Annotated in this window: 19 protein-coding genes; 11 read left to right on the forward strand and 8 right to left on the reverse strand. The window is 56.3% G+C overall.

The genetic code is table 11. The features are described 5' to 3' along the window. A partial coding sequence (locus tag PIB16_RS20825) for a hypothetical protein (RefSeq protein WP_271046302.1) occupies positions 1-326 on the forward strand: 326 nt, incomplete at its 5' end. Positions 327-339: 13 nt separating this feature from the next. Next, entirely contained in the window at positions 340-582 is a 243-nt protein-coding gene (locus PIB16_RS20830; protein ID WP_139102958.1) for a hypothetical protein, read from the forward strand. Between the two features lie 79 nt (positions 583-661). Here the strand turns inward: PIB16_RS20830 and PIB16_RS20835 are convergent, their stop codons facing one another. The 6 genes from PIB16_RS20835 to PIB16_RS20860 all read right to left on the reverse strand — a co-directional run bounded on the left by PIB16_RS20835 (position 662) and on the right by PIB16_RS20860 (position 6,112). After that, positions 662-1,195, reverse strand: coding sequence for a hypothetical protein (locus PIB16_RS20835; protein ID WP_065654876.1), 534 nt, complete (start codon positions 1,193-1,195; stop codon positions 662-664). Beyond that, positions 1,158-1,466 carry a hypothetical protein gene (locus PIB16_RS20840; protein WP_158662940.1) on the reverse strand — a complete coding sequence of 103 codons (309 nt, stop codon included), beginning with the start codon at positions 1,464-1,466 and terminating at the stop codon, positions 1,158-1,160. The genes PIB16_RS20835 and PIB16_RS20840 overlap by 38 nt, the downstream gene beginning before the upstream one ends. 370 nt (positions 1,467-1,836) lie before the next feature. Next, positions 1,837-2,226, reverse strand: a complete 390-nt coding sequence (locus tag PIB16_RS20845; protein ID WP_104679844.1) for a response regulator — start codon at positions 2,224-2,226, stop codon at positions 1,837-1,839. Continuing rightward, positions 2,223-4,535 carry a GAF domain-containing protein gene (locus PIB16_RS20850; RefSeq protein WP_065654878.1) on the reverse strand — a complete coding sequence of 771 codons (2,313 nt, stop codon included), beginning with the start codon at positions 4,533-4,535 and terminating at the stop codon, positions 2,223-2,225. Before PIB16_RS20850 ends, PIB16_RS20845 begins: the two co-directional genes overlap by 4 nt. Positions 4,536-4,544: 9 nt before the next feature. Further along, the gene (locus tag PIB16_RS20855; protein ID WP_065654879.1) at positions 4,545-4,991 is read right to left on the reverse strand and encodes a response regulator; all 447 of its coding nucleotides are present in this window, start codon (positions 4,989-4,991) and stop codon (positions 4,545-4,547) included. An 11-nt stretch (positions 4,992-5,002) separates the two neighbouring features. Next, positions 5,003-6,112: a PAS domain-containing protein gene (locus tag PIB16_RS20860; protein WP_065654880.1), complete on the reverse strand. Its 1,110-nt coding sequence runs from the start codon at positions 6,110-6,112 to the stop codon at positions 5,003-5,005. 68 nt (positions 6,113-6,180) lie between these two features. Here PIB16_RS20860 and PIB16_RS20865 point away from each other — a divergent pair, with 68 nt between their 5' ends. From PIB16_RS20865 to PIB16_RS20880, 4 genes are all read left to right on the forward strand, one after another. Next, the gene (locus PIB16_RS20865; protein ID WP_271046303.1) at positions 6,181-6,309 is read left to right on the forward strand and encodes a hypothetical protein; all 129 of its coding nucleotides are present in this window, start codon (positions 6,181-6,183) and stop codon (positions 6,307-6,309) included. Positions 6,310-6,396: 87 nt separating this feature from the next. Then, positions 6,397-6,687, forward strand: coding sequence for a hypothetical protein (locus PIB16_RS20870; protein ID WP_065654882.1), 291 nt, complete (start codon positions 6,397-6,399; stop codon positions 6,685-6,687). Between the two features lie 166 nt (positions 6,688-6,853). Beyond that, entirely contained in the window at positions 6,854-7,327 is a 474-nt protein-coding gene (locus tag PIB16_RS20875) for an Hsp20 family protein (RefSeq protein ID WP_065654883.1), read from the forward strand. Positions 7,328-7,405: 78 nt separating this feature from the next. Beyond that, complete coding sequence (locus tag PIB16_RS20880; protein ID WP_081307784.1) at positions 7,406-7,705, forward strand: DUF982 domain-containing protein; 300 nt, start codon at positions 7,406-7,408, stop codon at positions 7,703-7,705. A 512-nt stretch (positions 7,706-8,217) separates the two neighbouring features. Here the strand turns inward: PIB16_RS20880 and PIB16_RS20885 are convergent. Next, positions 8,218-9,135 (reverse strand): LysR family transcriptional regulator, encoded by a 918-nt coding sequence (locus PIB16_RS20885; RefSeq protein WP_065654958.1) that lies wholly within the window; start codon positions 9,133-9,135, stop codon positions 8,218-8,220. A gap of 119 nt (positions 9,136-9,254) precedes the next feature. On the opposite strand from PIB16_RS20885, the gene PIB16_RS20890 reads away from it, so the two are divergent. Continuing rightward, on the forward strand, positions 9,255-10,121 hold the full coding sequence (locus tag PIB16_RS20890; protein WP_065654884.1) for an aldo/keto reductase family oxidoreductase: 867 nt from the start codon (positions 9,255-9,257) through the stop codon (positions 10,119-10,121). Between the two features lie 82 nt (positions 10,122-10,203). On the opposite strand, the gene PIB16_RS20895 is transcribed toward PIB16_RS20890, so the two are convergent. Further along, positions 10,204-11,217 carry a LacI family DNA-binding transcriptional regulator gene (locus tag PIB16_RS20895; protein ID WP_065654885.1) on the reverse strand — a complete coding sequence of 338 codons (1,014 nt, stop codon included), beginning with the start codon at positions 11,215-11,217 and terminating at the stop codon, positions 10,204-10,206. Between the two features lie 119 nt (positions 11,218-11,336). Here PIB16_RS20895 and iolG point away from each other — a divergent pair, with 119 nt between their 5' ends. The 4 genes from iolG to PIB16_RS20915 are packed head-to-tail and all read left to right on the forward strand — an operon-like array spanning position 11,337 to position 15,542. Next, on the forward strand, positions 11,337-12,344 hold the full coding sequence (gene iolG, locus PIB16_RS20900; RefSeq protein WP_065654886.1) for an inositol 2-dehydrogenase: 1,008 nt from the start codon (positions 11,337-11,339) through the stop codon (positions 12,342-12,344). A gap of 18 nt (positions 12,345-12,362) precedes the next feature. After that, positions 12,363-13,277 (forward strand): myo-inosose-2 dehydratase, encoded by a 915-nt coding sequence (gene iolE, locus PIB16_RS20905; RefSeq protein ID WP_065654887.1) that lies wholly within the window; start codon positions 12,363-12,365, stop codon positions 13,275-13,277. Positions 13,278-13,291: 14 nt separating this feature from the next. After that, positions 13,292-14,464 carry a Gfo/Idh/MocA family protein gene (locus PIB16_RS20910; RefSeq protein ID WP_174000427.1) on the forward strand — a complete coding sequence of 391 codons (1,173 nt, stop codon included), beginning with the start codon at positions 13,292-13,294 and terminating at the stop codon, positions 14,462-14,464. A 31-nt stretch (positions 14,465-14,495) separates the two neighbouring features. Then, positions 14,496-15,542 carry a Gfo/Idh/MocA family protein gene (locus PIB16_RS20915; protein WP_065654889.1) on the forward strand — a complete coding sequence of 349 codons (1,047 nt, stop codon included), beginning with the start codon at positions 14,496-14,498 and terminating at the stop codon, positions 15,540-15,542. The last annotated feature ends 47 nt before the right edge of the window (positions 15,543-15,589 follow it).

Raw genomic sequence — 15,589 nt, forward strand, 5'->3', positions numbered from 1 at the left:
GTATCGAAGCGGCTTTCTTCAATCGAAATGATTTGCAGCACCGCACTGCCGCCCGGTTTCAGGCATCTTTTCAGCGTTTCGAAATAGCTCGGCCAATAGGCCTCGCCGACTTGTCCTGTCTGCCACGGAGCTTTCCGTGGTGCAGTTTCTTTCCATTCGGCTCCTTCCCGGAAAGCCAATATTATTCGGACGCCGACCTGGTCGTGCTAAACGCCGCCGCGACGCGCGCCATGGCGCTCAAGATGGAAGTTGTCACGACCCTACCGGAGGAACTTTTCCTGCTCCAAACCATGGGTGCGCGAGACGGTGCGTGGTTGGATGTCTAATTCTCGACTGTAGTTGTCGCGCAAGCAGCGCTGGACGTTTCGTCAGCGGCTGCGACGCAAAGCCCATCGCGATATGCTGGCCGATATTAAGGAGCGTCAGGACCAGCAGGCCAAGCCGACGATAAAGAGTAACAGCGACAAGAATGGCTACGTCAAGCATGCCCGTAGGCCGGGCCGACAGACGGATATCATGAGCGATTCAACGGTGATTGCAGAACGAAAGAAGGCGCTGTTGCCACCCGATGCTGCCGAATAGCGCATCGATAAATTGTCTCAAAGCGAAAGCCGGAGGGGTGTATCTACCACCCGCCCCGATCTGACAAGTCTCCGTGGATTCAGGCCCCCGCAACCACTGAGACTTGAATATTTGACCATTCAAGTCGTTTAACAGAAAGCTCTTCGGCATAAGCCTCAAGGAGCTTTTTTTGTTTGTGCTTCATGTCCAGTTCGCCGTCGCGCGGCTTCTCCAGGTAATCATGCTGCTTGAGTGCCTCGAACTGTTTTTCCAGGATCGTTGCCGCTTCCATCGCGGCGAGGATCGACGCCATGCGACCGTGGACCTGAAGCGATGCCTGCTGATGGCCGGGGGTCTTGCCGATCACCACCTTCTGGATGAACTGGCGCACGATATTGATGAAGGGCTGCTTCGTCTCCGTGTCGGCGTGTTCGCGTAGGTAATAGAAGGCAGAGTTGATGACCAACTCGACGGCGTCCGGGCTGACCTCGGCCTTCAGCTTCTTGATCTTCTCCCCGAAATCTTCCTCCGCCGGCGCCTGCTTCAGCCGCGCCTCGAGGCCGGCACGGCGTTCCTCAAGCGTATCGAGCGTATCGTTAAGGGCAGCCAGACGGGGCCGCCCCCTCGGCCGCACGATCGCTGATCTGCTGGATGATCTGGCGCTGTTCCTGTTCGGCACCTTTCAACTCCCTGGAAATCTGCTCGCGCTCGTCGGGTTCGTGCTTGATGGACGCTGCGAGGTTATGGCGCGCCTGTCCGGCGACGTCGTCGAATAAACCCATTCCGAAGAACGCAGCGGGGAGGCAGGACAGAACCCGATCCTCGAGGTTCTTGTGCAGGATGGTCTTCTGGTTCGTACAGCAGGCGCCATCGAGGCCGTCGATTGGCAGTCCCCTGAAGGCCAATGGTCAATTCAAGTTGCGCGCGCTCACACGCGATCCGAGCAAGTATCAAGGCCTTGCTGACGAAGTCGCCGCCGCGGACAAGCGTCGTTCTTGTGCGTTGCGCAACGATGGATGGATCATCATGGCGACCCGTGCACGATATACTGAAGGCGGCCGGAATTGAAGTCGCCGTTGTTCGGCTTCCGTTGACGAGCCTCAAAGCAGACGTTTATGCGACTTTGCTGTGCATTGCGCGGCAGGTAGGAAAGTGGCCTGCTGACGGTTCAGGGTGTCGGTGCATTACTCGGCAACATCGTTGCAAGATGGCTAACGAACATCGGCGGACATGCTTTGGCCTAGTGTGTGCATGGCAAACTTGGCTCTTATCGAATTACGCCTTCTGTTGAAGCAGCTGCCTAATAGTCTCGACGATCTGCTCTTCCCGGTAAGGCTTGGCGAAAAATACCGTTTCAGCAGGAATCCGGTCGCCAGGGTCCTGGATATGTCCAGAAACAACGATCACCTTGATCGGCGGCCACCTATCACGAATGATCGCCGCAAGGCGCATGCCGTCGAGGCCGCGCGGCATATCGACGTCGGTAAACACAATGCGAATATCGTCGCGTTCCTCCAGAATAGCCACGGCTTCTGTCGCATCTGCCGCGGCAACCGCTTGATATCCTGCCGCCTCAACGAGGTCGACGGCAGCCAGGCGCAACAGCGGTTCGTCTTCGACTACCAGGATGATCGCAACTTTGTTCATAATGTCAGCCATCATCATGAGTGCCTCAGTTGCGAAACCAATGCCTGCATCGTCACTCGCAATCCTTCCGGATCGTAATTGATTTCGACACCGCCTGTTCCCATCAATCCAAGTCGTATGAGTTTCGATCCAAAACCTTTACCTGATGGCGTAACCACCGCGGGGCCATCATGCTCCTTCCAGTCAAGATGAAGCGCAGTATCTCCGTTGCACTCCTGCGTTGTCCAACGAACGGTAACGGTACCCACGTCGTTCGACCATGCTCCATATTTCAGGGCGTTGGTGCCAAGTTCATGCATCAAAAGAGCCAGAGAAAGAGCCGAGCGCGGTCCAAGCTCCAAGTCTTGACCTGACATCGAGTAACGGTCGGGTAGTGACAGCTGGCGCAAAACAGAATCAATGACGGCCTCCATACGCGCGGAAGACCAATCCTGCACGAGAAGGACCTCGTGGGCTTTGGAGAGCGCGTGGAGACGGTTGGTAAAGGCCTCGACTGGCCCTCGATCTGTCACCGGACGCAAGGTCTGCGTTGCAATCGCCTGGACCATGGCCATCGTGTTCTTCAGGCGATGACTGATCTCGTGGTTCAACACCTGCTGTTCCTGTTCGGCTAGTATCCTGGAGATGGCTTCGCGCGTGCGGTCGGCAATTGTGCGGACAAAATCGCGCTCTTCCGTCGTGAAGTGATGGGGTCTGTCGTAGTGAACGAACATCACTCCCACAAACGCGCCGTGCTCAACGATCGGAACATTGACGAGAACCGAGATTCCGATCGAATGAAACAGCTCGGCCGAGTCTGACGTCCGGGGATCTTTTTCCACGTCTGGGATAATCACCGTCTCGCCGCGCTTAAGATCCTCGATATATGATCCATAGTTACGAAACTGATGTAGGCCAGCGACGGTCGAGACCCCTTCTGCTCGCCAGTCTGGCAGCATTTCAACGGTCTCGGCAATCGGGTCCACAAGGCCGTAGCCTGCTCTTGTGGCGCCAGCCAGGTTTCGTGCCATAATCTCGGCTGCAGCAAATGCTACATCTGTGACATCGTCCAGTTCACGAATTTTGTCACCTAGCTCCAGAAATGCCAGCTGTCGGTCTTCCGCAACTTTTTGCGCCGTAGCATTCCGTGCGACCTTGATGAACCCGGAAATCGGTGAAGCACCTCGGCTTGGAAGCGGGCGAAGGGTCCCGTCGAGAAACACCTTTGATCCGTCCGCTGTCTGGTGCCATCGCCGATCGACTGCGAGGCCTTCTGCTGCGGCTTTCCGCACTTCCCTAGCCGGAACGTCTGCCGCGCGATCCTCAACCGTAAAGAGCTCTGCGAACGGCCGGCCGAGCATCTCCGCTTCCGACCAGCCAAACGTTTCCTGTGCCCCGCCAAACCAGCTGGTAATGCGGTGCTCGTTATCCACTGTCAGAATTGTGTAGTCTTTCGCCCCCTCGACGATGAGCCGCAGTTTTGTCTCGCTCTCCTGAAGTGCCTCCAGCGCCCGCATTCGGTCTGTCACCTCGACAAAGATGATGACAAACTTATCATTACCGGTGGCTTGTACGTAGCCATCGAACCAGCGGCCAAGCGAGCCAACTTTCCGGGTAAACCGTTTATTCTGGCCGGTTTCGACCACGTCTGCGACGTCGGAAACCCACTCCTGTTCAAAACTCGGGAAAATCTCACACATTGTACGGCCTGACACGTTTTGGTCAGGATAGCCTACCAGTTCACTCCAAGCGGGATTGACCGTTTCATACCGCCAGTCGACGATCTTGCCATCGATATCCCGAACAACTGAGCCGACGATAATGCCTTCCTCGAGCTGCTCGAAAAGCGAACTCCATCGACGCTCGGATAGAAAAGTGGCGATCTGGTTCGAAACCAGCTTGCCGATCCGACTGAGCAACTCGAGCTCGCTCTCCGTCCAAGTACGTGGCTCACCATCGATCGCAGCCAACGCCCCGATCACCATTCCGTCCGGCAACGTAACTGGAACCCCCATGTAGGAGATCACGCCAAGATCCGTGATGGCCAGATTGTTCCGGACAAGATCGTGGATCGTTGCGTCACCTATGATCAGAGGCTGTTTATCGCGGACGACATGTTGACAGAATGAGTGCGTCAGGGGGGTCTCAGCCGCCTCGGCCCATTTTTCCGGCAAGCCGAGGTGAGCGATGAAAACCTGACGATCTTCATCGAGTATCGACACAAGCGCCACAGGACAGTTCAGCCCCGCTTTGACGACCTCGATAATGTCCTGGAATTCCGACTGAACCGGAGCTTCAAGCAGACCTGAATCTCGAACAGCGCCGATGCGCTCCGATGGTGAACTCACTGGGTTTCCTTAACCGCGCGGACGCGAAGTTGATCGTGAAGCTAGAGCCGCAAGGACGGCGGGCGAAAGGACAAGGCTCGGCGGAACTACGGACGTGGGGCCTCCATCGACAAAACTTTGAAGAAACTGCATGGCGTTCTGCAACCCGTTCATTGTGTAAGGCTTCTCGATCGCCCCGAGTCCTCCGGCAAAATCGTCTGGTATACGCTTGAGATTACCTGACACGAAAACGAAGGGTATTGTTTTCTCCGACAGGTAGCGGCCGACATCGATGCCTGTCGGGCCGTCGAGCAACTGAATATCGACAAAAGCAAATTGCGGCGAGGTCGCTTCAGCGAGTTCGATTGCTTCCCGGCTGTCAGCGGCCGTCCCGACGACATGATGGCCGGCATCTTCCACTTCGCTTTCCAGCTCCATAGCCAGGAGGACCTCGTCCTCGACAATCAGAATATTCAAGACAAATCCTCTCAGTCTTTCACCGACAGTTCGACGCTAACGTCTGTTTTGTGACCGGTAATCTTCCGGTCCATCTTGGCGCGAAGTTGCAGGAGACACGCCTGAAGCATCTTCTGGCTGAAAGCCTCCTCTTCTTTGTCTACCTCTACTAGCGAAACGGTGTCGATGACCCGCATCAAGAAGTGCCCGTTCAGCCGCCTTATCTCGAGATGGATTTTGCCACCGCCGTCACTCAGACCCCTGCGGATGGCGTCGCCGACGAGCTCGTTTATGATCAGGGCCAGCGGAGATGCCTTAGTCGCCGGGACTACGACTTCGTGAAGATCTGTCGTGAGCTGGATGTCGGGGCGCTTAAGCGCACCTATCTTGTCAAGCATAAGGGTGTTTGCGAAATCTGCGACGTCGAAATAGCCGACCTCTTCGTCGTTCAAGAGTTTACGCTGAACCGTGCTTAGAGCTTCGACCCGATTGAGCACTGACATGAGTGTTCGCTCAACGACATCATTCTCAGTCATACGCGCTTGAAGTTTCACGATCGACGCAATCGTCAGCAGGTTGTTTTTCACCCTATGATCGACCTCGTGAACCAAGGCCGTTTTCGCTCGAAGAGCATCTGTCAGAGCCGCGGTTCGCAACGCAACTTCTTCTTCGGCGGTATGACGTGCCTGGGCGAGCTTCGCTTCCTTGCTCTTGATATTTGTGAAGTCGAGTTGCGAGGCGAAGAAATAGATGACCGTTCCTGAGGCATCGCGAACCGGACTGACGAAGAGGGCGTTCCAGAATTCTGATCCATCTTTCCGGTAATTTAGGATATCGATTGACAGATCCTGCGCTGCCGCAACGGCTTCGCGAAGCTTCTGCACAGCTTTCGGATCGGTATTCGGTCCCTGAAGGAGACGGCAGTTCTTTCCGATTAGCTCCTCGTTGGAATAGCCGGTCAACTTAGAGAACGCCGTATTACAGAAGATAATCGGGTTGTCAGGTTGACGCGGATCGGTGATGAGCATGGGCATACGCGTGGCTTTGAACGCCGCCGCGAATGGATCTTCAGAAGCATGACCAGCAACGAGACGGTTCCCTGCATCTCTGGCGTCTTGTCGGGTCTGAGGGTCATCTGTCATGAGGATTCCTGATTTTGCGGCAACTAATAATGTGCGGCTCCCATATTGGTTCCATGGCAGGAGCTCGTTTGGCAGGAAAGCGTATCTTCATCCGCGCATCTGTTAAGGCGCTTCGTCAGACGATGTTCGAGGCTGGGTTGGACGCCGCCGCAGAATGGCGGCGTGTCGACGGTGAGTTCAAGCTGCACCAGGCTTGAATCGGACATGTCCACTTCCTAGCTCACCCGGCGATCGGGGCTTGATGAGCCCGGTCGCTTTCCCACGTCTGTATGGAGTGAGACCAAATGGAAGAGGACATTAAGATCATCAAGGACGCTAGCATCGCCGAGAGGGAAGAGATTATTGTCGATTTTGCGCGATGGCTTGAGACCGCCTCGCAGGAGGCCCTTGTCTACGGTGAGGGGCGATTTGCATTGATGTCTGCGAATATGGCGGAAGCCATCCGCGTAAACGCCGATGAACTGGCACGCGACACTCCCGAAACCGCCGAGCGGGTATTGCAGCAAGCTTGCGAGATGATCTCGCAGTTCAAGGCGGCTTATCCGCATCGTGTTCTCAGTCGATCGGTACATTGACAGCCGGATAGTGCGAATTCGGTAAATTTTTTCCGCAGCAGATCTTGAATCGGAAAATCACCAAAACCAAATCGTCTGCCGCCAGCCGCTTAAGACAGGGTTGGCATTGCCGGGAGCGCCGCTTTTGGCACTCCCGTACCCATGTTGCTTCAAGGAGGATATGGCTATGGCAACATCTTACGACTATGCACCACTCTACCGCTCGAGCGTTGGTTTCGACCGGATCTTCAATCTTCTGGAAAACGCTCAGCGTGCCCGTTCGACGAACGACTGGCCGCCATATGACATCGTCAAAACAGGGGACGATTCATATCGTATCTCGATTGCGGTGGCGGGCTTTGCCCAAGATGATCTCGACGTCAGTTTCCAATCCAACCTGCTCACTGTTGCTGGCAAGAGGCAGGAGGCACCCTCGGATGGCTACCTGCATCGCGGCATCGCTGGTCGCCCGTTCGAACATCGTTTCGAACTCGCCGACCATGTCCGTGTGAGCGGAGCGGGTTTGAATAACGGTCTCCTGTCGATCGAGCTTGTCCGCGAGATTCCCGAGGCATTGAAGCCGCGCAAGATCTCGATTCAGTGCACGCCCACGCTGACGTCGGCGGCGCCGGCACAGATTGAAGCACAGAAGGCGGCTTGATCTGTAAGTTTGTCAACTAAGTCCAAGGGCGCCATTGCGATGGCGCCCGTCAACATGACGGGTTGGAAGGAGAGAACGATGAAACCCGATATGTTCAGCAAACCAGTTACTATTCTTGTCGGCTTGGGATTCCCGACGGAAGTTCGTACCTTAATGGATGCTTACCGACACCTAGCCGAGTGGCCGGTGTCACTCAGAGACACCGCTCATTCCGTTGCCTTAAAAGCCTGTCAGGCAGCCCTTCGTGGCGAGATTGAGGCAGAAACGGCGCGTGGTCTGTTCACAGCGTTTGCTGAAAAGCATGAACTTCTTGCCCCGGAAACATCTGCGGTTTTGGCTTCTCGCCGGTATCGCGATAGAGATCCACACGTGGGGTGATGCAGCTCGAGAGGTTCACTTCGGACGAAGATAGTTCCACCAACTTAAGGTGGGCTGTATTCCGAGAGGTCCCATTGAGTAGAGGCAAGACTACCCGATGCCAGACCTTCGGGCGAGGTCGTCGATGTTAACCCTGAGCTTTGGCGTGGCTTCCATCGGTTCCGTCTCCCGGCCGTCCAACGTCGTCGGGACAACAGTTCATGTAAGCCAGCACGCGGGTTGAACCCGTGTTGACTCCAGCAGGGATGGTTTTCGAACTCTTCCTTCGTTCCCCGCAAAGGCTTGGCCTTCACGAGTATTTCGGCCCCGTTCGCTGGTTCGCCGTCAATGCTATTGAGCGTCGGTATGGAGCGTTGCTCTTTTTCGACACATGATCGCTGTTTCACCGCATGTCCACCATGGTGGACGCTCGACATATCGTTGGAAACCGAGCCTCCCTTAAAAGCAGTGTCGCCGGTTCGATTCCCATCAAGAGCGAGGACCGACCTTCAAGTTCAAACCGAAGCGTCCGCTCATTCTGCCCCGATCCATACCTTGTGCGATTGCCTCACGAAATCGATAAATGCGCGCAATGGCGCGGGCACAAGGCGCCGCCCAGGGTAATAGAGGAACGGACCCGAAAACTGCAGCCACCATTCTTCCATCACCGGCACCAGATCTCCTCGATCAAAGTGTGGCCTTAGCCAGTCCTCGAAAATATAAATCATGCCAGAACCGGCAATGGCTGCGTCGATGCCAAGATCGGTGCCGCCGCCGAACTGGACCACGAGGTTACCTTTCGGATTTATGATGACTTCCTCCCCATCGCGTTCGAATTCCCAAGAGGGGAGTGCACGCCCCGAAAACCGCCCTAGAATACAATCATGCGAAAGCAGGTCTCGTGGATGTTGCGGTCCACCCCTCCTTGCGAGATAACGCGACGACGCGGCAAGGGCGTAGCGCTGCTGACGCGGGCCGATCGGCAAAGCCACCATATCCTGCTCGAGCCGTTCGTCATAACGGATGCCAGCATCGCAGCCGCTTTTTATGATGTCGACGAAATTCTCGTCGGTCACGATTTCCAGCCTTATGTCTGGATAGGCCGCCAAGAACGGCGGCACGATCGCAGGCAGGACCAGCCTTGCCGCGCTCATCGGGACATTTAGCCTGAGCTCCCCCGAGGGGCGGCCACGGCTGCTTCTTACCTCGTCGAGTGCCGATGCGACTTCTGCAAACGCAGGTCCGGTGCGCTCCATCAAGAGACGTCCGGCCTCCGTCGGGAGTACGCTGCGAGTGGTGCGATTGAATAGCCTTACCCCAATGTCCTCTTCCAGGCGTTTTACCGCATCGCTCAACGCGGAGGAACTGATGCCACTTTCGCGCGCGGCCTGCCGAAAACCTCTGGATCGAGCCACCAGCAGAAACGCATTGACGTCCGTAATGTCCGACATCCTGTTCTCCAAACCATGAGGCTGATTGTCCGTTAGGGCGGACAGCTTGTCCTGATTATAGCTTCTTGTGCCACATATGCCAAACATCTATTTCTGAGGACTACAAAGGAGATACAGCCATGAGCACTATCGAAAATACAGGAACCTTCAAGCTTGGCGATCGTGCGGTGCGCCGGCTGGGTTATGGCGCGATGCAGCTTGCGGGCAAAGGCGTGTTCGGCCCGCCGCGTGATCGTCGGGAGGCCATCGCCGTTCTGCGCGAGGCTGTGGACAGTGGCGTCAATCACATCGACACCAGCGACTTCTACGGTCCGCATATCACGAACGAGATCATACGCGAGGCCTTGCATCCCTATGGCAGTGACCTGGTGATTGTCACGAAAGTCGGCGTAGTCAGGGGAGCTGACGCCTCGTGGAACGCGTCATTTTCACGTGCCGGCCTGACGCAGGCCGTTCATGACAACCTCCGCAATCTCGGGCTCGATGTGCTCGATGTAGTGAACCTCCGCGCCATGTTCGACGTGCATGGTCCCGCCGAAGGCTCGTTGGATGAGCCGCTTCAGGTTCTGGCGGAGCTGAAGCAACAAGGCCTGATCCGGCATATTGGACTGTCTAATGTCACGGCCAAGCAGGTTGAGGAAGCCGGCAAGATCACCGAGATCGTCTGTGTGCAGAACCAGTACAACCTTGCGCATCGCCGGGACGAAGCCTTAATCGACACGCTCGCCTCTCGAGGCGTGGCCTATGTCCCGTTCTTTCCTCTTGGCGGCTTCTCACCGCTGCAATCCTCGACCCTGTCGAGCCTCGCCGCCCGGCTTAACGCCACGCCGATGCAGGTGGCCCTTGCATGGCTTCTCCAACGATCGCCGAATATTCTCCTGATCCCTGGCACTTCATCACGAGTCCATCTACGGGAAAACCTCGCAGCGGCCACGATAGAGCTTCCCTCGGAGGTACTGTCGGAACTGGATAATGTTGCTGCCTAATGCCGTTTGTTTAGATCTGAGGAACCTGTGAAGGTTGATGGTTCAGGGGATGTTCCAGTTCGTCTCAAACAGCCTGCCCATTTCAGCAGTTTTCAATTGTGTGGATCTGGACCGGCGTTATGAGTGAGGGTGGTGGTCTTTCCTGTCGCCCAAAGAAAGCTGCAAGCGCACCAATGGCAGTCTGCACCTCGAAAGCGGGTCCTTGATCGATGATGATATCGATCAAGCCCTGTCGCAGCAACTGCCGTCTCTCGTCCGTCAATTCATGGGTGATGAACACTATTTCATTCGCTCGTCCTACAGCATCCACGGCATTCAGGACGGTTGATGCGCCAGCTGACGCATTGTAGATCCCGCGAATGGCGCTGTTGCGCTTCAAGGCGCTAAACACTAAGTCGCCAGCCAGTTCAGCCCGCTCGTAGCTTTCAAGCACCTCGGTCACATGACAATCGGGATAGCGTTCATTTAGCACGGCACGGAAACCGGCTTCACGCTCCTCATGTCCCATCATGCTGAGCATTCCAGAAATCACAATGACGTCTCCACCGTCTCGCCCCAGAAGGCGGCCCATCAGATCGCCGGCAATCCTGCCTGTCTTGACGTTGTCGGGACCAACATAGGCAAAGCGCTCCGAGCCCGCGATGTCAGTGACAAGCGTGATAACCGGCTTGCCCGACGTGCCAAATTCTCTCAATGCGGCAGCAATATCGGGATCCGCTGCGCTGACAATCACCATCCCATCGCATGTCTTGATGAGGCTGCCGATCAGGCCGGCTGTCGCACGAGGCTTTACCGGATCGATATGATGGATTCTAAACTGCAGATTGAACTGCGGAAAATCTCGCGCTGCCGCCTCGAAGTTTGCCTGGACTGAGGCGTGAAACGGGTTTTCGGGACGCTGAAGCAGAACGGCAATCCTGAGGGTTCGTGCGGCCCGCTGATTGAGCGCGCGATCAATCTTGAGCTTTCGAGCCCATTCGATAACGCGTCTTTCCTTCGCGTCGGTGACGCCGCCACGATTGTTAAGAACACGGTCAACGGTGGAAAGCGAAACGTTTGCTGCCTTGGCGATGTCCCTTGCCGTGATTTTTCCCATTCCAGGTGGCCCTATTTTGACGAGATCTCTTCAAGAATAGAATACCGCATCAAGAACCTAACGCTATCATCTTTCTCATTCGAACGGCATGGGCGTTTCGAAAAAGGGAGGTTACAAACATGATTGAGCTCGCCGTCTTTGGCGCAGGCCGTATTGGGCAGGTGCATGCCCTGAACGCGGCTGCTCACCCTTCAGCGCGCCTGAAATACATCGTTGACCCCGTAGCAAGCGAGCATCGCGAGCATCTCGTAATCCAAACCCGAGCCGTGCTGTGCGAGCCGGAAGAAGTCTTTGCCGACCCAGATATCACAGGCATCGTCATAGCGAGTTCCACTGATACCCATGCGGAACTGCTTTTGCGAGCGGCGCAGGCAGGCAAAGCCGTGTTCTGTGAAAAACCGGTCAGCCTTGATTTTGCAACCGTCGTAGATGTCACAAGCAAGGTTGAAAACGCCGGTGTGGCCTGCCTACTTGGATTTCAACGCCGATATGATCCGGATTATCGTCTGGTGCGTGACAGGATTGCGAGTGGTCAGGCAGGCCGCTTGGAGCACATCGTCATGCACACCCGCGACCCGTCGCCCCCGCCACGTTTCTACGTCGAGCGGTCGGGTGGCATGTTTCGAGACCAGGCGATCCATGATTTCGACATGGCCCGTTATCTTCTTGGAGAGGAAATCGCAATTGTCTACGCGGTTGGAAAAAGCCTGATCGACCCCGAAATCGAAGCGGCGGGCGATATCGACACGGCAATGATCACACTGACATCGGTTTCTGGTCGCTTCGTTCAGATGATAAATTGCCGGCGTGCGCCATTCGGTTACGATCAGAGGTTGGAGGCCCTGTGCTCGAGCGAGGTGCTCTACGTCGAAAACCGCCCGCAACGGGGCGTCATGATCGCTGACGCCAATGGTTTTCATTCGTCGATACCCATGAACTATTTCATCGAACGTTTTGCGGGTGCCTATCTCGCGGAAATGCACGCCTTCATCGATATGATCGAGAAGGGTACCAAACCCCTCGCCGGGATAAGAGATGGCTTGGAGGCGCAACGCCTTGCCGAGGCCGCGATCGTTTCGATGACAACCGGCTCACCCGTCCACATCAGTGCCGACTGGCATCCTTGAGAAAGGAAGGCAACGACTATGACAACCACCGATCTCCTGCCAGAAGGTGTCAGAATTGCCGTCAGCCCGTTGTCATGGGTAAATGACGTGCTTGAGGATCTCGGACGCGACATATCGCTTGAAACCTGCCTGAACGATGCGGCAGCAATCGGCTACCAAGGCGTAGAGCTGGGTCGCAAGTTCCCCCGAGACGCCGCCGTGCTTCGTCCGCTTCTGGACAGCCGCGACCTGCAACTCGCATCAGGCTGGTATTCCGGCGAACTTGCCGAGCGCGGCGTCGATGCGGAGATGGCAAGCGTCGCCGCGCACGCTGCCCTGCTGCGGGACATGGGCAGCAGTGTGCTTGTCTATGGCGAGGTGGCGATGATGACACCAGGCGCGCCGCTCGATGCGCCGATGTCGAAACGCCTGACCATGCCGGCGGATGATATTGGCGGTTACGCCGCGAGACTGACAGAGTTCGGCAAGCGGCTTGGCGGAGAATACGGGCTGGTGCTCGCCTATCATCACCACCTGATGATGGTCGCAGAAACCTTCGACGAGATTTCGTCGCTCTTTGACAAGACGGGAGCGGAGGCTGGGCTTCTGCTCGATACCGGCCATGCCGCCGGTGGTGGTTTCGAGTATGAACGGCTGATCGAACGTTTCGGCGATCGCATCAACCACATTCATCTCAAGGATATGCGCACTCCCGTGATGACGGATGTTCGCAGCCGCGACCTCAGCTTTAACGACGGTGTTCGTGCCGGCATGTTCACTGTTCCTGGCGATGGTAACGTCGATTTCAGTCCGATCGTGCGCTTTGTTCGCGGCGGCTACAAGGGCTGGCTCGTGGTGGAGGCTGAGCAGGATCCCGCCCAAGCGCCGCCGCGTCCTGCCGTCACTCGCGCCTTCTTTCACATGCACGACCTTTTCGCAGCTAGACCAGATTGAAATGGAGAGAGGCCATGACCCCAAAAAAACTCAATATCGGCCTGATCGGTTCAGGCTTCATGGGCCAGGCCCATGCGGACGCCTACCGTCGTGCTGGCGTGCTGTATCGTGATCTGGCGGCCATCCCGCATCTCTATATGCTCGCCGATGCGAGCGATGAAATGGCTGCCGATGCCGCCGCCCGATATGGTTTCGAGAAAAGCACCGGAGACTGGCGGCGACTGGTTGAGGATCCCAATGTCGACATCGTCGACATCACCTCGCCAAACGTCATGCACCATGAAATGGCGCTTGCAGCGATAGAAGCAGGCAAGCACGTCTACTGCGAAAAGCCACTTTCCGTGACGCTGGCAGAGGCAGAGCAAATGGCTGCAGCTGCCCGAAAGAAAGGCGTCAAGACGATGGTCGCCTTCAACAACATCAAGACACCGGCGGCAATGTTGGCCAAGCAATTGATCGACAGAGGCGATATCGGACAGCCCATGCGCTTTCGCGGCTGGTTCGATCAAGGCTTTTTCAATGATCCCGATTTGCCATTTTCGTGGCGCTGTACGCGTCGCGATGCAGGATCAGGGGCGCTGGGCGATCTCGGCAGCCACGTAATTTCCGTTGCACAATATCTGCTGGGTCCGGTTGAAAGCGTCATCGCCCAAAGTCAGACGTTTTTTCCAACGAGGCCCGTGCCACGGGGTGGTTCGGGTTACGGTGCAAAGGCGGGCAATGATGCGCCTCGCGCGATGGTCGAGAACGAGGATCAGATCCAGGCGCTGGTCCGCTTCAAATCCGGCGCAGGTGGCACCATTGAGGCATCCCGCGTAGCTGCTGGCAAGGTCTTTGGCGTCTACTGGGAAATATCCGGGACAGAGGGCACAATCATCATGGACGGAGAGCGCTTTAACGAGCTGAAGATATCGCGTTTCAACGACCCAAAGCCTGACCGCGGATTCAAGACGATCCTAGCGGGAAGCCAAGTACCGCAGTTTTCGGCATTTTTCGGCTTTGATTTCGCTGGCGGTGGCCTCGGCTACTTCGACGTCAAGGTTATAGAGGTACGTGACCTGATCGAAGGCATCATGCGCGATGCCGACTGTTACCCGAATTTCGAATTCGGGCTGGCCAACGAACAGATTATTGACGCCATGGAGCGGTCTCTGGCAACGGGCCAGTGGGAACAGACGGCGTCCTGAGCAATCGAGAGGCTTTTTGAGGAGATTTAAGATGACATTTCCAACCGCTCTTCCACCGTCCCGATTGCGAGCACCCCTGGACGCTCCTCCACTGCGCTGGGGCATTTGGGGGACTGGCTGGATAGCGGCAAAGTTCACAGAATCGGTAAAGGCACACACTCGGCAAGTAATCGCGGCCGTGGGTTCGAGATCGGAAGAAACTGCCAAGCGGTTTGCATCTGAGTGGGGTGTCGAGAACGCTTATGGAAGTTACGAGGCGCTCGTTCAAGCACTCGATATCGATATTATCTATGTGGCTACCCCACATGGTTGGCACCATGAGCACGTCCTGCTCGCGATCAACGCCGGTAAGCACGTGCTCGTCGAAAAGCCGATGGCGCTGAATCATGCCCAGGCTGCCGAAATGGTCACTGCTGCTCGTAAGAAAGGCGTCTTTTTTGCAGAAGCGCTCTGGACGTATTTCCTGCCGAAATTCGACATTGTCCAGCAGGTCCTTGATGCGGGCGTTATTGGGGACATCAAATCGGTCTACACGGAATATGGCGAGTATCTTCCGCGTGACCACCGCATCTTCAACCCAAAACTGGCAGGCGGGCCGCTGCTTGATCTAGGTACGTATCCAGTGTCGTTAATAAGCAAGCTGCTTGGCGTTCCTTCCAAGGTCGTCGGCGTTGCAAGTCCCGATCCGGCCGGAGTGAATGGGCAGCTGGCTGTAGCCATGATGAATTCCCGGGGCTGCCAGGGGACCATGGCAACGACCCTTTATGGGTTTACGCCAACCGGCGCGACCATGGTCGGCACGGAGGGCTCGATCCGGTTTGTCAACGAGTTCCATTTGCCAGGCGCGTTCGAAGTGTGGTCGCTGGACGGGACTGTCAGGTTGAAATACGCGGAACCTCGTGGCGCGCATTTCGAAGGGCTTTACCATCAGGCTGCTGGGGTCGCTTACAGTATCAGCGACGGCGACCTTGAAAGTCCTTGCAGACCGCTTGATGCATCACTTGACACGATGAAAACACTTGATGCGATCCGTGCAGCGCTCGATATCGACTTCAGGAAAGCAGGGTTGTCTGAATGACCGCAAGACTGGTCCGATAGTCGTTGTAATCTTGCGCGAGATCATGA

The organism is Agrobacterium sp. ST15.13.015 (assembly GCF_027871645.1).
Classification (GTDB): Bacteria; Pseudomonadota; Alphaproteobacteria; order Rhizobiales; family Rhizobiaceae; genus Agrobacterium; species Agrobacterium leguminum.